The sequence below is a fragment of the Sphingomonas sp. AC435 genome (assembly GCF_979253005.1).
Map to the genome: position 1 here is coordinate 37974 of NZ_CEEDCJ010000008.1, position 14505 is coordinate 52478.

13 protein-coding genes and 1 tRNA gene are annotated in these 14505 nt (G+C 67.7%); 6 read left to right on the top strand and 8 right to left on the bottom strand.

What is annotated here, in order from left to right; translation table 11 throughout:
- Positions 1-8 precede the first annotated feature (8 nt).
- A complete protein-coding gene (locus AC0CH8_RS14595; protein ID WP_465240533.1) occupies positions 9-1055 on the top strand; it encodes a methyl-accepting chemotaxis protein in 1047 nt (348 codons plus the stop codon).
- A 27-nt stretch (positions 1056-1082) separates the two neighbouring features.
- Here AC0CH8_RS14595 and AC0CH8_RS14600 read toward each other — a convergent pair whose 3' ends face one another.
- From AC0CH8_RS14600 to AC0CH8_RS14615, 4 genes are all read right to left on the bottom strand, one after another.
- Positions 1083-1973 carry an acyl-CoA thioesterase gene (locus tag AC0CH8_RS14600; protein ID WP_465240534.1) on the bottom strand — a complete coding sequence of 297 codons (891 nt, stop codon included), beginning with the start codon at positions 1971-1973 and terminating at the stop codon, positions 1083-1085.
- Between the two features lie 31 nt (positions 1974-2004).
- Positions 2005-3132 (bottom strand): acyl-CoA dehydrogenase family protein, encoded by a 1128-nt coding sequence (locus tag AC0CH8_RS14605; protein ID WP_465240535.1) that lies wholly within the window; start codon positions 3130-3132, stop codon positions 2005-2007.
- 132 nt (positions 3133-3264) lie between these two features.
- Positions 3265-4446 (bottom strand): acyl-CoA dehydrogenase family protein, encoded by a 1182-nt coding sequence (locus tag AC0CH8_RS14610; RefSeq protein WP_465240636.1) that lies wholly within the window; start codon positions 4444-4446, stop codon positions 3265-3267.
- Positions 4447-4581: 135 nt separating this feature from the next.
- Complete coding sequence (locus AC0CH8_RS14615; protein WP_465240536.1) at positions 4582-6609, bottom strand: 3-hydroxyacyl-CoA dehydrogenase NAD-binding domain-containing protein; 2028 nt, start codon at positions 6607-6609, stop codon at positions 4582-4584.
- Positions 6610-6756: 147 nt separating this feature from the next.
- Between AC0CH8_RS14615 and AC0CH8_RS14620 the strand changes: the two genes are divergently transcribed.
- From AC0CH8_RS14620 to AC0CH8_RS14635, 4 genes are all read left to right on the top strand, one after another.
- The gene (locus AC0CH8_RS14620) at positions 6757-8490 is read left to right on the top strand and encodes a class I adenylate-forming enzyme family protein (protein ID WP_465240537.1); all 1734 of its coding nucleotides are present in this window, start codon (positions 6757-6759) and stop codon (positions 8488-8490) included.
- Positions 8491-8624: 134 nt separating this feature from the next.
- A complete protein-coding gene (locus tag AC0CH8_RS14625; RefSeq protein ID WP_465240538.1) occupies positions 8625-10037 on the top strand; it encodes a hypothetical protein in 1413 nt (470 codons plus the stop codon).
- 51 nt (positions 10038-10088) lie between these two features.
- Positions 10089-11267 carry an AI-2E family transporter gene (locus tag AC0CH8_RS14630; protein WP_465240637.1) on the top strand — a complete coding sequence of 393 codons (1179 nt, stop codon included), beginning with the start codon at positions 10089-10091 and terminating at the stop codon, positions 11265-11267.
- 68 nt (positions 11268-11335) lie between these two features.
- A tRNA-Asp gene (locus AC0CH8_RS14635) sits at positions 11336-11412 on the top strand.
- A 150-nt stretch (positions 11413-11562) separates the two neighbouring features.
- On the opposite strand, the gene AC0CH8_RS14640 is transcribed toward AC0CH8_RS14635, so the two are convergent.
- The 4 genes from AC0CH8_RS14640 to AC0CH8_RS14655 all read right to left on the bottom strand — a co-directional run bounded on the left by AC0CH8_RS14640 (position 11563) and on the right by AC0CH8_RS14655 (position 13251).
- Positions 11563-11769, bottom strand: a complete 207-nt coding sequence (locus tag AC0CH8_RS14640) for a DUF2842 domain-containing protein (protein WP_465240539.1) — start codon at positions 11767-11769, stop codon at positions 11563-11565.
- Positions 11766-12305, bottom strand: a complete 540-nt coding sequence (locus AC0CH8_RS14645) for a 5-formyltetrahydrofolate cyclo-ligase (RefSeq protein ID WP_204193761.1) — start codon at positions 12303-12305, stop codon at positions 11766-11768. The genes AC0CH8_RS14640 and AC0CH8_RS14645 overlap by 4 nt, the downstream gene beginning before the upstream one ends.
- Positions 12306-12755: 450 nt before the next feature.
- Positions 12756-13061 carry a cell division protein ZapA gene (locus tag AC0CH8_RS14650; RefSeq protein ID WP_204193760.1) on the bottom strand — a complete coding sequence of 102 codons (306 nt, stop codon included), beginning with the start codon at positions 13059-13061 and terminating at the stop codon, positions 12756-12758.
- A gap of 1 nt (position 13062) precedes the next feature.
- Complete coding sequence (locus AC0CH8_RS14655) at positions 13063-13251, bottom strand: hypothetical protein (protein WP_204193758.1); 189 nt, start codon at positions 13249-13251, stop codon at positions 13063-13065.
- A gap of 223 nt (positions 13252-13474) precedes the next feature.
- On the opposite strand from AC0CH8_RS14655, the gene gap reads away from it, so the two are divergent.
- Positions 13475-14485: a type I glyceraldehyde-3-phosphate dehydrogenase gene (gene gap / locus AC0CH8_RS14660; RefSeq protein ID WP_204193756.1), complete on the top strand. Its 1011-nt coding sequence runs from the start codon at positions 13475-13477 to the stop codon at positions 14483-14485.
- The last annotated feature ends 20 nt before the right edge of the window (positions 14486-14505 follow it).

Below are 14505 nucleotides of genomic sequence, written 5' to 3' on the forward strand. Positions count from 1 at the left end.
TACGGAGAATGCAACCGCTGCCGATCGATATCAGCCAAGCCACCCGGGAGGCGAGTCACTGGAAGGCGATGAACCGGTCGCAATTGTTGATCGAGTTCGCATTGGACGGCCACATCCGCTGGGCGAACCAGGGCTTCCTGAATACGGTCGGCTACAGTCTGGAAGCGCTGGTGGGGCAGCATCACCGCATTTTGTGCGATCCCGATTATGGACGCTCGTCGGCGTATGCGGCGTTCTGGCAACGACTGGGCAGCGGGCGCAACGATATCGGCGAGTATCGACGCATCGCCGCCGATGGCAGCCCGGTGTGGTTGCAGGCGTCCTACACACCGATGCTGGACGCACGGGGAGCCGCGACCGGCGTCCTGAAGGTGGCGAGCGACGTCACGGCGCGACACGTGGCGGATGCCGAGGCGAATGCACGCTGTGCGGCGATCGACCGATCGCAGGCAGTGATCGAGTTCGACATGGACCGACAAATTCTCGCCGCCAACGATATATTCCTGGCGCTGTTCCGCTATCGTCGGGACGCCGTGATCGGCGGTTCGCACCGTATGTTCTGCGATGCGGACCATATCGCTTCTGCCGAATATGCTGCGCTATGGGCGCGACTGCGCGCGGGCGAGTTCGCGGCAGGACGGTTCCATCGCATTGCCTCGGACGGGACATCGCGCTGGGTACAGGCGATCTACACGCCGATCCTCGATGCAGGCGGCAAGCCGTACAAGGTCGTGAAGTTCGCCTCCGACATCACGGCGCAGGTGCGGATGGAAGAGCAGATTGGTGGCCGTCTCGATGAAAGCCAGCGTTTCCGTCGCGACGCGGAGGATCGCCGGAGCGAGATGGAGTCGGTTCTCGACCGGCTGGGCGACGTGGTCGACGTCATTGCGGGGATTGCCGCGCAGACCAACCTGCTGGCGCTGAACGCGACGATCGAGGCGGCACGGGCGGGGGATGCCGGGCGGGGCTTTTCGGTGGTGGCGAGCGAGGTCAAGACGCTGGCCGCGCGGACGCGTGACGCGACACGAACAGCCCGGGCGATGCTGGGCACCTAATGGACGACGGCAGGCCTGGCGCGAACGTCATCCTCGTTGCCGCATCAGCCCTTCCTGCGCGGTGCTGGCGACGAGGCGACCGTCGCGCGTGAAGATCCGACCACGGTTGAGGCCACGGGCGTGGCCGGCCCACGGACTATCCATCGTGTACAACAGCCAGTCATCGGCGCGGAATGGCTCGTGCAGCCAGATCGCATGATCGAGGCTGGCGACCTGCATGCCCGGCGTCAGCCAAGCGACGCCGTGCGGTACCATCGCGGTGCCGAGCAGCCGCATATCGGAGGCATAGGCCAGCACCGCGCGGTGCATGGCGGGATCGTCACCGATCGGCGCGGCGAGGCGGAACCAGACGTGCTGGATCGGCGGGCCGGGCACGGGCCGGACGCTGCTGCGTTCCGATACCGGCCGCATCTCGATCGGGCGCGGGCGCAGCAGGACGCGGTGGTATTTCTCCGGCACCTCGGCGGCGAGCGCGTGGCGCAGGTCGTGCTCGCTGGCGAGCCCCTCCGGCGGCGGCACGTCGGGCATCGGGTCCTGATGCGTAAAGCCGTCCTCGGGTAACTGGAACGAGCAGGCCATGTTGAGGATCGGCTGCCCGCGCTGCATCGCGATCACGCGGCGGGTGGCGAAGCTGCGGCCTTCGAAGTCGCGGACGATGCGGAAGACGATCGGGAAGTTCTCGTCGCCTGGGCGCATGAAATAGGCGTGGAGCGAATGCGCCACTTTCTCGCCGTCGGTCGACCTTTGCGCTGCCTGAAGCGCCTGCGCGATCACCTGACCGCCGAAGACGCGCCCCTCGCCGCCAGGCTGGCGTGCGCCGCGGAACAGGTCAACGTCGATCTGTTCGACGTCGAGGAGCTGGACGAGCGCGGCGGCGAGTTCGTCCGGCGTGGCGTCGTGAGGGGTGTTCAGGTCCATGTGCCTCCCTTCGCCGCCCCGCCGCGCCGGATCAATAGCCCGCGGCGAGCGCCAGCCGGTCGGCGTGGAAGTTGGCGTCGCCCCACAACTCCGCCAGAACGCGGGCGCGCTTCATGAAGAAGCCGATATCGTATTCATCGGTCATGCCGATGCCACCGTGCATCTGCACGCCTTCGTTGACGCTGAGTGTCGTGGCCATCGCCGTCATCGCCTTGGCGACGGAGACGGCTTCGTCGGCCCGGTCGCTGCCGGCGTCGAGCAGCTGCTGCGCGCGGAGCACGGCGGCGCGGGCGACCTCCATTTCGCTGTAGAGATGCGCGGCGCGGTGCTGGAGCGCCTGGAAGCTGCCGATCGTGACGCCGAATTGCTTGCGCTGCTTGAGGTAGCCGACGGTCATGTCCATCGCACCGCCGCCGACGCCGAGCAGTTCGGCGGAGGCGCCGGTGCGGCCGGCACGCAGCAGGTGATCGAGCGGCGCGCGGCCGGCGTCGACCTCTCCGATCACGGCGTCGGCATCGACCTCCACGCCGTCGAAGTGGAGGTGCGCGGCGATGCTGGAGTCGGCGAGGCGTTCGGGCCGGATGTCGAGCTTCGCGGCGTCGCGCGGGACGGCGAACAGCGTGAGGCCGTCGCGGTCGCTCGCACTCCCGGCAGTGCGGGCGGCGACGATCAGCAGGTCGGCGACGTGCGCGTGCGTCACGAACTGCTTGCGGCCGGTCAGCCGGAAGCCGTTACCCGCGCGCTCGGCCTTGAGGTCGATGCGGTCGCGGTGCTTGGCGGCTTCGTCGGTCGCCAGCGCGGCGACGGTCTCGCCCGCAACGATGCCGGGAAACCAGCGGTCGGCCTGCGCCGTGCCGCGCAGCGCCTCGACCGCGGCGACGGCGGTGGTGAGGAAGGGGGAGGGTGACAGGTTGCGGCCGATCTCCTCCAGCACGACGCCCGCCTCGACATGGCCCATGCCGAGGCCGCCCTGATCTTCGCCGATCAGGATGCCGGTGAAGCCCATCTCCGCGAACTGCCTCCACAGGTCGCGGGAGAAGCCGATGGGATCGTCGGCATCGCGGAGCGCACGCAGGTGCGAGACGGGCGCGGCGTCGGCGACGAATTCGCGGATCGTATCCTGAAGCGTCGTCTGGTCTTCGGTGAGGTAGAGGGGCATCGATATCTCCTTCTCCCTCTCCCATCGGGAGAGGGTCGGGGTGAGGGCAGGGCGCGAACGCTGTCGGTGACCCTCACCCTTCCACCGCGCTGCGCGGCTCCTTCCCTCTCCCAAAGGGAGAGAGATTCTCGGTTAGGACGGTAGATCCAGGATCCGCTTGGCGATGATGTTGAGCTGGATCTCCGACGTGCCGCCTTCGATCGAGTTCGCCTTGGTGCGGAGCCATGCGCGGGGCAGGGCACCGGTGCGGCCGGCGTCGCTCTCCCACTCCAGCGCGTCGGAGCCGCCGCCCGCCATCTGCAATTCGTGGCGATCCTTGTTCAGCTCGGTCCCGTAATATTTCATCATCGACGGCTGGGCGGGGTGGGCGCGGCCGGCCTTGAGTTCGTCGATGAAGCGCTCCGACATCGCCGCGAAAGCCTTCGCGCGGACCTGGAACTGCGCGATCTGGGCGCGGAGCAGCGGGTCCGCGAGCCGGCCCTGTTCGTCGGTGCCGATCGTCGCGAGCGCGCCCGCGACCAGCAGGTCCTTGCCCTCGCCGAGACCCATGCCGGATATCATCTCACGCTCGTGGCCGAGCAGGTATTTGGCGACGTCCCAGCCCTTGTTCTCGTCGTGGATGCGATTGGCCTTGGGTACCTTCACATCATCGAAGAACGTCTCGCAGAAGGGCGAATAGCCGCTGATGAGCAAGATCGGCCTGGTGGAGACGCCGGGCGACTCCATGTCGAACAGCACGAAGCTGATGCCGCCCTGCTTCGACGTTTTGTCGGTGCGGACGAGGCAGAATATCCAGTCGGCCTTGTCGGCATAGCTGGTCCAGACCTTTTGCCCGTTGACGATATAATGGTCGCCGCCATCCTCCGCACTGGTCGCGAGGCTGGCGAGGTCGGAGCCGGCGTTGGGTTCGGAATAGCCCTGGCACCAGCGGATCTCGCCGCGGGCGATCTTCGACAGATGATCAAGCTTCTGCTCCTCCGTGCCGTATTTCAGAAGCGCCGGCCCGAGCATCGAGATGCCGAAGCTGTTGAGCGGCGACCGGGCGCCGATCGCTTTCATCTCCTCGCGCAGGACCTTGGTTTCGGCCGGAGAAAGCCCGCCGCCGCCGTATTCCTTCGGCCAGTCGGGCACGGTCCAGCCGCGCGCGGCCATCGTGTCGAGCCACTGTTTCTGCTCGGGGCAGGAGGGTTCGAAGCGGCGACCGCCCCAGCACACGTCCGCTTCCGAGCGCACGGGCTTGCGCATCTCTGGCGGGCAGTTCGCCTCCAGCCAGGCGCGGGTGTCGGTGCGGAAGGTGTCGAGGTCGGTCATGATGTCCTCTTTCTTGAGCCTCCCCTGCAAGGGGAGGGGACCAGCGAAGCTGGTGGAGGGGTTGAGCGCTCTCGTTGGCGCATCACCCCTCCGTCAGGCCTGCGGCCCGCCACCTCCCCTTGCAGTGGAGGATTGCAGTTACTTCAGCCGTCCACCCGATGACGCCGCGTCCTTCAGCGACCGGGCGACGGGGAAGCCGTATTGCTCCAGCCCGGCGACGACCTTTGCCAAGCCTTCGGACTGCGCCCAGAACATCGGACCGCCGCGGTATACGGGCCAGCCATAGCCGTAGATCCAGACGACATCGATGTCGGATGCCCGCTGCGCCTTGCCTTCCTCCAGGATCAGCGCGCCTTCGTTGACCATCGTGTAGAGGGTGCGGGCGACGATCTCGTCCTCAGTGATCTCACGCGGGGTGACGCCCTCGCGCTTGCGGAAGTCGTCGATGATCTCGGCGACGCGGGCGCTGTTCGAGGGGGTGCGCTTCTCGTCATAGTCGTAGAAGCCCGCCTTGGTCTTTTGACCCCAGCGGTTCTCGGCGGCGAGCGCGTCGCGGATGTTCTCGATCCGGGTCGGGTCGCGGTGCCAGCCGATGTCGACGCCGGCGAGGTCGGCCATCTGGAACGGCCCCATCGGCATGCCGAACGCGACGTGGACGCGGTCGATCTGCTCGGGCGTCGCGCCTTCGAGCAGCAGCTTGGTCGCCTCCACCTGACGCGGCATCAGCATGCGATTGCCGATGAAACCATAGGTGACGCCGGCGACGACCGCGACCTTCCGAATTTTCTTGGCGAGCGCCATGACGGTCGCGAGGACATCGCCCGCAGTCTTTTCGCCGCGCACGACCTCGAGCAGTTTCATGACGTTGGCGGGGGAGAAGAAGTGCATCCCGACCACGTCCTGCGGACGCGAGGTGACGGCGGCAATTTCGTCGATATCGAGATAGGAGGTGTTCGACGCGAGGATCGCGCCGGGCTTGGCGATGCCGTCCAGCTTCGTGAAGATCTCCTTCTTCACGTCCATATTCTCGTAGACCGCCTCGATGATGAGGTCGCATTCGGCCAGATCGGCGAAGTCGAGCGTCGGCTTCAGCGCGGCCATCGCAGCTTCGACCTGTTCGGGCTTCATGCGGCCCTTGGCGGCGGTCGCCTCGTAATTCCTGCGCATCGTGCCGGTGCCGCGGTCGAGCGCCTCGGCCTGCATCTCGACGATCGTTACCGGGATGCCGGCGGACAGGAAGTTCATCGAAATGCCGCCGCCCATCGTGCCGGCCCCGATCACGCCGACGCGGGCGATCGGCCGCAGCGGGATGTCGGCCGGCACGTCGTCGATCTTCGACGCCTGACGCTCGGCAAAGAAGATGTGGCGTTGCGCGGCCGACTGGACGCCCATCATCAGGCGCATGAATTCCTGCCGTTCGAAGGCGATGCCGTCGGCGAAGGAGGAGGTCGTCGCCTTCTCGACGCAGGCGATATTGGCGGCGGGCGCCTCGAAGCCGCGGAAGCGGCGGGCATTGTCCTTCCTGAAGGTGGCGACGGCGTCGGCGTCGGCGGCGACCTCGCGCTCCGACGCGCGGGGGATCGGGCGCTTCGCCTTGACCTCGTTGGCGAAGGCGATCGCATCCGCCTCCAGCGAGTCCTCGCCCGCGAGCCGGTCGATCAGGCCGGCGTCGAGTGCCTTCTTCGCCGGGATCGGATCGCCCTTGGCGGTCAGTTCCAGCGCCAGTGCGACGCCGGCGAGGCGCGGCAGCCGCTGCGTGCCGCCCGCACCGGGGAGCAGGCCCAGCTTCACCTCGGGCGTGCCGAGCTTCGCGGAGGGAACGGCGATCCGGTAGTGACAGCCGATCGCGACCTCGCACCCGCCGCCGAGCGCGGTGCCGTGGATCGCGGCGACGACGGGCTTGGACGACGCCTCGATCATGTCGACCAGCGTCGGCAACAGCGGTTCGACCGGGGGCTTGCCGAATTCGGTGATGTCGGCGCCCGCGAAGAAGGTGCGGCCGTCGCAGCGTATGACCATCGCGGCGATCGAGGCATCGGCGACGCCCTGCTTGATCGCGCCCTCCAGACCCGTCCGTACCGCCGCACCCAGCGCGTTCACGGGCGGATTGTCCGAGATGATGACGAGGATGTCGTCGTGGCGCTCGGTACGAATGGGCGAGGTCATGCACGTCTCCTGTGGATGGGCCGGCGTGTCATCGTTTCGCCATACCCTGAATTCTAATCGTTCCCCGCTCTATCGCCTTGAGCGACGCGTGAATCAATCCTAAACCGCCGGACCCGATATTCGAGTCAGTGATGAAGGACGTGTTGCATGGCCAGTCAGCCGACCATTTCCGTCGACCCGAACTGGCCCGCCATGCCCTTGGCGCAGGCGAAGGCGCTGCTGACCGCGCCGGGTGCGCCGTTCGAGATGGACGAAGTGGCGATCCGCGGTGTGCCGACGCGCATCTGGAAGAATGCGCCGCCGTCGCTGCCGTGGTTCATCGGCGCGTCGCGCGCGGCGGGCGATCAGCTGTTCGTGATTCACGAGGACGAGCGGGTGACGTACGAGGCCAACCACCGGGCGGTGGCGGCGCTGGCCGCGCATCTGGCGGGACTGGGTGTCGGGCGCGGCGACCGCGTCGCGCTGGCGATGCGGAACCTGCCGGAATGGCCGGTGGCGTTCTTCGCGATCACCGCACTGGGCGCGATCGCGGTCCCGCTCAACGCGTGGTGGACGGGGGCGGAGCTGGAATACGGGCTGACCGATTCCGGCGTGAGGGTGATGATCGTCGACGACGAACGGCATGCGCGGCTGGCGGAGCGTTATTCGGCGGCTCCGGCGATGGAGCATGTGCTGGTCTCGCGCGCCTCGACGCCGCTGGACGGCATTGCGGATCGGCTGGAGGATGCGATCGGGACGCCGCATGACTGGGCGCGGTTGCCGGATGCGCCGCTGCCCGATGTCGCAGTGGTACCGGAGGACGACGCGGCGATCTTCTACACCAGCGGTACGACGGGCGCGCCAAAGGGGGCGCTGGTCACGCATCGCAACCTGATGAGCAACGTGCTGTCGAACGGTTATTCCTCGGCACGCAGCGCGCTGCGGCGGGGGGAAACGCCGGCGCCGCCGAGCCCCCGAGTGCTGCTGACGGTGATCCCGCTATTCCACGTCACCGCCTGTTCGGCGGCGCTGATGCCGGCGATCGCGACGGGGAGCACGATGATCTTCATGCGCAAATGGGACACCATCCGCGCGTTCGAGATCATCGAGCGCGAACGCGTGAACATCACCGGCGGGGTGCCGACGATCGCGTGGCAGTTGCTGGAGCATCCCGACCGGGGCCGGTACGATCTGTCGTCCCTCGAATCGATCGCCTATGGCGGCGCGCCGTCCGCGCCCGAACTCGTCAAGCGCATCCACGAGGAACTCGGCGCGCTGCCCGGCAATGGATGGGGCATGACGGAGACGTGCGCGACGCTGACGCATCATAGCGGCGAGGACTATCTGATGCGGCCGGACAGCGCCGGGCCGCCCGTCGCCGTCGCGGATTTGAAGATCGTCGCGGAGGACGGGGTCACCGAGCTGCCGGTCGGCACGATCGGGGAGCTATGGGCGCGCGGGCCGATGATCGCGCGCGGCTACTGGAACCGGCCGGAGGACAGCGCCGCGACCTTCGTCGACGGGTGGGTGCGAACGGGCGATCTGGCGCGGGTGGACGAGGAGGGTTTCCTGTTCATCGTCGACCGCGCCAAGGACATGGTCATCCGCGGCGGCGAGAACATCTATTCGATCGAGGTCGAGAACGTCCTGTACGCGCATCCCGCCGTCACCGACTGCGCGCTGGTCGGTATCCCCCACCGGACGCTGGGGGAGGAGCCGGCGGCGGTGGTCCACCTCTGCCCCGGGTGCGAAGCGAGCGAGGCGGAGTTGCAGGAGTGGGTGCGGGCGCGACTCGCCGGGTTCAAGGTGCCGGTGGCAATCCGCTTCGTCGCCGACACGCTGCCCCGCAACGCCAATGGCAAGATCATGAAGTCCGAGCTGAAGGCGCTGTTCGCCGTCTGACCGGCGCTTTCGTCCCGGCGGGGGACATGGTGAGCAACGGTTAACCGTGTTGCCCGAGCAATCGGCGGATGCGGTGGGCGTTAACCGCCTTCGTGGGTGGCGCAGCGTTAAAGGCCGTGGCTGGGTCGCGGTCGATGACGATGATCGCTGCACGACTGGAACGGCTGTTGATGGCGCGCTGGGTCGTGCCGGCGCTGTTGTTGCTGGCCGTCGGGCTCAGGCTCGCGTTCGTGCTGGCGTTTCCGCAGGTGCCGTCGTCGGACGGCGAATGGTATCTGGTTCGCGCCGCCGAGATGGCGCGCGGGATGGGGTATCAGGAGGCAGGGCATCCGACCGCGTTCTGGCCCGTCGGCTACCCGGCGCTGCTCGCGGCGAGCCTGTGGCTGTGCGGGCCGTCGCTGGCGGGGCCGATCGCGCTGAACCTGATCGCGGCGGCGGCGATCCTGGCGCTGGTGCTGCGGTGTGTACGGCTGGTCGGGGCGGACGAGGCGGGTGCCCGCGTCGCGGGGCTGCTCTACGCGATCTATCCCGCGGCGATCGTCTATACCGGCACGACCACGTCGGAGGCGACGTCGACGGCGGTGACGATGGCGGCGTTCGCGCTGCTGGTCGGAGGACGACGGCGCGGCCTCGCGCTGGTCGCGGCTGGGCTGTTGTTCGGCGTCGCCACGCTGATGCGGGCGCAGATGCTGATGTTTCCGGCCGGGCTGCTGATCGCGATGACGATCGTCTGGCGCGACTATCGCTGGCGCGACGCGCTGAAGGCGGCGGTGATCGTGCATGTGGCGATGGCGGTGGTGGTGCTGCCGTGGACGGTCCGCAACTACCGTGCGTTGGGAGCGGTCGTGCCGGTGTCCGCCAATGGCGGCGTGTCGCTCTATTATGGCGCGAACCCGCATGCGACCGGGGGCTGGTATGCGTGGGAGCGGACGCCGGAATGGGACCGCGTCGTCGGCATTCCCTACGGTGAGCGCGTCGCCCGACAGGTGGAACTGGACCGGCGGTTCAAGAGGGCGGCGAAGGAGTGGATCGTCGCGCATCCCGCCGCTTGGGTGGCGCTCGGCCCGACCAAGATCGCGCTGTTATGGGCCAAGGACGGCGATGCGTTCTGGAACCTCGACGCCAGCTACCCGCAAGCTGGCCGCACGTTGACGCTGGTGCGGGCGGCCGATCAGGCGCTGTACATGGCGATGCTCGCGTTGGCGGTGATAGCTTTCGTGGTGGCACTGCGGGCGCGGTGGCGGGCGCGGGATGCGCCGATGCTGCTGATGGGGGCGATGCCGGCCTTCGCGACGCTGACCGCGTTCGGCTTCACGGGGCAGACGCGCTATCACTATCCGGCGATGCCGTTCGTCATCGTTGCGGCGGGGTGGATGCTGGCGATGCTGATGCGGAGCGCCGCCCGAGCCCCGGAACCCCAAGCCTCTGAACCCAAAGCCTCTGGACCCAAAGCCTCTGGACCCAAAGCCTCTGGACCCAAAGCCTCTGGACCCAAAGCCTCTGGACCTAGTCATATCGTCGATGGCGGAGGCCTGGAAACCGCGTAGAGTGGCGGGATGGCCGATCGCGAAGACCTCCCTGACCTCGACCCTTCCGACATGGTGCCCGACGACATGATGGGCATCCCCGCCGGGGTGGGCGCTGACGATGCGCTGCGCATCGCGATGCGGCGCGACCGGCTGCTCGCCGCGTTGACGCTGACGGCGGGAGCGGGACTGGCCTTCGCGCTGCCCTTCGCCCTGAAGGAAGGGGCGGAGTTCTTCCTACCGCTGACCACCGCGCTCGTGATCGCCGTGGCGCTGGTGCCGCTGCTGGAGTGGCTGGAGCGGAGAAGGGTGCCGTCGCCGATCGCGGCGATCATCTGCCTGCTGCTGTTCCTGATCGCCGCCAACGTCGCGATCGCGGCGATCGTGGTGCCGGCGACCGACTTTTTCCGGCTGCTGCCGACACGGCTTGACCGGATCCAGGACAATTTGCAGCCGTTGTTCGACCTCTATTCGAACCTCGAATCCTATGTGAACAAGACGCTGAGGCAGATCGCGTCGACGCCGGTGAAGCGGTCCCCAACCGCCGCCGTCGCGCCGCCCAGCTCTATTCTGGAGCTGGCGGCGACATCCGCCCCCGCGGTCATCGTCCAGTTCCTGTTCGCGGTCCTGATCATCTTCTTCTTCCTGTCCGGCTGGACGCGGATGCGGCAGAAGACGATCACCGGGCGGACCAGCTTCGACGGGGCGATGGCGACCGCGCGGGTCATTCAGGACGTGGTCGACGACGTGTCCGCCTATCTGGGCACGATCACCGCGATCAACGTGGTGCTGGGGATCGTCACCGGGCTGGCGCTGTACTTCATCGGCATGCCCTATCCGGCGATGTGGGGCGGGATCGTCGCACTGCTGAACTACATCCCCTATTTCGGGCCGGTAATCGGCGCGTTCCTGCTGGCGCTGGGCGGGCTGATGACCTTCTCCGACATCTGGATGGCACTGCTGCCGCCCGCCCTGATGTACGGGCTGCATCTGGTGGAGGCGAACGCGATCACGCCGTTCGTCGTCGGTCACCGCCTGACGATCAGCCCGCTGCTGATCCTGATCTCCCTGAGCTTCTGGGGGTGGGTGTGGGGCACGCTGGGCGCGCTGCTGGCGGTGCCGCTGCTCATCATCATCCAGACCGTGCTGCAGGCCGCGGGCAAGCCCGATATCGCCGGTTTCCTGTTCGAACACGGCACGCTGGTGCAGCAGCGTCGCGGGCGCCGAAAAGGCGCCGATCGGGAGGCGTGACGCGAATTCGTCAAAAAGGTCGTTGACAGGGTGGGGCCCCCCGCCTAGTTGGCCGGCCTCGCTTCCAAGCGGGTGTAGCTCAGTTGGTTAGAGCGCCGGCCTGTCACGCCGGAGGTCGCGGGTTCGAGCCCCGTCACTCGCGCCATTCCCCTTGTGTGGATGGCGTAAAAATGAAGCGGTTTCCGCTGGATAGCCTATCAGGGCGACTGGAAGGTTAGGCCAATGCGGCGTTTCGTCGCGATCGCTTTTCCTCCGATGCTTCCCTATGCCACGGCCCGTCGGCTGTAGGACAGCGTCATCGCCAGCGGCCGGTTTCCATCCACAGCAGCAGCGGCTTCATCGGTGCGATCCAGACGATGCCGGTGAAGACGTAGAACGCCAGTTGCAGCGTCCAGTGCCACGCGCCGACCGTCTGCGAGAAGCTGGCCACGACGATCGCCCAGACCGCGATCAGGGCGAGGATGGCGAAGATGCCTGCGGGTTTGCGCCAGCTTGGGGTCATGGGGCGGTCACGATCCATTCGGTGTCGGTGGCGATGGCGTGGAGCGGAACGTCCCACGGGTCGGGCACCAGCCTATCCACCTCCTGCACGGCCAGCGCCAGCCCCACGCGCCACGCGTTCGGATAGGCGGCGAAGGCGCGGTCGTAATGGCCGGCACCCTGACCGATGCGATTGCCGTGGCGATCGAAGCCGACCAGCGGCGTCAGGATGATGTCGGGGGCCAGGTCGCGCGCGTGTGAGGGCGGCTGCGAAAGGCCGAACGGACCGTCGGCCAAAGCAGCCTCCACATCCCATGCCAGGAACCGGAGCGGCGTGGCGCGATCGACGACATGCGGCAATGCGAGCACGCATCCGATTTGCGTGGCGGCCGTGGCGAAGGGCGCGGGGTCGACCTCGCTGCCGACGGGCACATAGCTCGCGACGATCAGGCCGGGTTGCAGCCGCTCGCGAAAGGCGGCGGGGACGGGGAGCGGCGTGCGCGGCGCAGCGGCGCGACGGGCGCGCAGGTCGGCGCGGATCGCGCGCTTGTCGCTCATTCAGAACGGGGCGGGGTGGCGGGACCGCCGTGGCCGTGTGCCGGTTTATCCACTGACGCACGGTACGTCAGGTGGGAACCATATACGTCGGACCAGGGTCCGGGCAGGGACAGTTCCCTATGGATGATGAATAGCCTCAGGGATAATATGAGCTCGTACCGGGCAGAACCCGCCGCGCACTATTTAGGGTGTGGGTCGGGTGGCGGCAATGGGGTCTGCGTGGGTCGATTGTTTCCGAACCCGCGCGCCATCCCGGCGAAGGCCGGGGTCCAGTTGCTGCTCAGCGCCTGAGACTCACTGCGTTGGCCGGACCTGGACCCCGGCCTTCGCCGGGGTGGTATGAGAGGCGGGGCGTCGGATGCAGCAGGAAGGCGCTGGCCCCCGCCTTCGCGGGGGAGCGGGTGTGGCTTGCCTTGCGAGTTGAATTAGCAGTCTGGCCCTAGAACCCGGTTACCCGATCTTCGGCGACTGTTCCAGCGCGTCGGCCAGGTCTTCGAGTCGGTCGGCGATCCGCAGCAGGGCGGGTTCGCTGACCGCGGCGCCGGCGGGGGGGCGGTTCTGCGACTCGTCGAGCGCGTCGGCGAGCATCAGCGATACGAGCAGGAACGCGCGTTCGGCGCTGCCGCCGGAAGCGCGGTCGGCAGCGGCCCAGCGTTCGTCGATCATGCGGCCGAGCATCTGGACGCGCGCCTCGCCGCCGTCGCGGGTGGCGATCTGGTGCGGACGACCGCCGATGTTGAGCGTTACGTTCGCCATGTCAGCGCACCGCCCCGCGCGCGATCACGTCGTCGAGCGCGGCGACCGCCTCCGCCATCCGCGCCTTCAGGGCGGCGTGGCGGCGGGACAGGGCATCGCCGCTGGCGGCGCGCGCGGCGACCGCCGCTTCGATACGGGCGATCGCACGATCGATCCGCTCTGCGGCCGTATCGGAAGGATTGTCACTCATATCCGGTCGATTAGGCTTACCCCGTGGGCGCGGCAAGGCGGTTCACCGGAGCTCGCGGGCGGACCGGCGCAGCGAGGAGAAGCACCGTGGCGGTTGACGCCGCTGGCCTGCACCCGCAAAGGCTCGCCGCAAGTTCTCCAGCCGCGTTTCAGGCTATTACGTCAGGCCCCGGTCTGCCCGTTCATGGTCGGGCTGCGCGGCCACCATCCAAGGAGCAGGTGCGATGACGGTGAAGGTTGCGATCAACGGGTTCGGGCGTATCGGTCGCCTCGTCGCGCGGGCGATCATGGAGCGCGGCGCGGGCGATCTGGAGCTGGTGGCGATCAACGATCTGGCGGACGCGAAGTCGAACGCCTGGCTGTTCAGCCGCGACAGCGTCCACGGCCGCTATCCGGGCGAGGTTTCGGCGGACGGCGACGACATCGTCATCGACGGCAAGCGCATCCGCGTGACCGCCGAGCGCGATCCCGCGAACCTGCCGCATGCCGAGCTGGGCGTCGATCTGGTGCTGGAGTGCACCGGCTTCTTCACCGACAAGGCGTCGTGCCAGAAGCATATCGATGCGGGCGCGAAGAAGGTGCTGATCTCCGCCCCGGGCAAGGGCGTCGACCTGACCGTCGTGTTCGGCGTCAACGACGACAAGCTGACCGCCGAGCACACGATCGTGTCGAACGCCAGCTGCACGACCAACTGCCTCGCCCCCGTCGCCAAGGTGCTGAACGATGCGATCGGGATCGAGCGCGGGCTGATGACCACGGTCCACGCCTATACCAACGATCAGAAGATCCTCGACCAGATCCACCCGGACCTGCGCCGGGCACGCGCCGCGGCGATGAGCATGATCCCGACCACGACCGGCGCGGCGCGCGCGGTGGGCGAGGTGCTGCCCGAACTGAAGGGCAAGCTGGACGGCTCCGCGATCCGCGTGCCGGTGCCGGACGTCAGCCTGGTCGACCTGACCTTCACCCCCGCCCGCGACACGACGCGCGACGAGGTGAACGCGATCCTGAAGGCGGCATCGGAATCGGGCCCGCTAAAGGGTGTGCTGGTCTATTCGGACGAGCCGCTGGTTTCGATCGACCTGATGCACACGCCGCAGTCGTCGACGGTCGACAGCCTGGAGACGGCGGTCATCGACGGCAAGCTGGTGCGTGTCGTCAGCTGGTACGACAACGAATGGGGCTTCTCCAACCGCATGGTCGACACCGCGACGGCGATGGCGCGGTTCATCTGAGGTGAGTGGCCGGATCGCCG

Excerpts from the sequence above, each read along its gene's own strand:
- AC0CH8_RS14630 (WP_465240637.1), top strand. The coding sequence starts at position 10,089 with ATGGTGCCCGACGACATGATGGGCATCCCCGCCGGGGTGGGCGCTGAC.
- AC0CH8_RS14605 (WP_465240535.1), bottom strand. The coding sequence starts at position 3,132 with ATGCCCCTCTACCTCACCGAAGACCAGACGACGCTTCAGGATACGATC.
- AC0CH8_RS14615 (WP_465240536.1), bottom strand. The coding sequence starts at position 6,609 with ATGACCTCGCCCATTCGTACCGAGCGCCACGACGACATCCTCGTCATC.
- AC0CH8_RS14650 (WP_204193760.1), bottom strand. The coding sequence starts at position 13,061 with ATGGCGAACGTAACGCTCAACATCGGCGGTCGTCCGCACCAGATCGCC.
- gap (WP_204193756.1), top strand. The coding sequence starts at position 13,475 with ATGACGGTGAAGGTTGCGATCAACGGGTTCGGGCGTATCGGTCGCCTC.
- AC0CH8_RS14620 (WP_465240537.1), top strand. The coding sequence starts at position 6,757 with ATGGCCAGTCAGCCGACCATTTCCGTCGACCCGAACTGGCCCGCCATG.
- AC0CH8_RS14645 (WP_204193761.1), bottom strand. The coding sequence starts at position 12,305 with ATGAGCGACAAGCGCGCGATCCGCGCCGACCTGCGCGCCCGTCGCGCC.
- AC0CH8_RS14600 (WP_465240534.1), bottom strand. The coding sequence starts at position 1,973 with ATGGACCTGAACACCCCTCACGACGCCACGCCGGACGAACTCGCCGCC.
- AC0CH8_RS14625 (WP_465240538.1), top strand. The coding sequence starts at position 8,625 with ATGACGATGATCGCTGCACGACTGGAACGGCTGTTGATGGCGCGCTGG.
- AC0CH8_RS14595 (WP_465240533.1), top strand. The coding sequence starts at position 9 with ATGCAACCGCTGCCGATCGATATCAGCCAAGCCACCCGGGAGGCGAGT.
- AC0CH8_RS14640 (WP_465240539.1), bottom strand. The coding sequence starts at position 11,769 with ATGACCCCAAGCTGGCGCAAACCCGCAGGCATCTTCGCCATCCTCGCC.
- AC0CH8_RS14655 (WP_204193758.1), bottom strand. The coding sequence starts at position 13,251 with ATGAGTGACAATCCTTCCGATACGGCCGCAGAGCGGATCGATCGTGCG.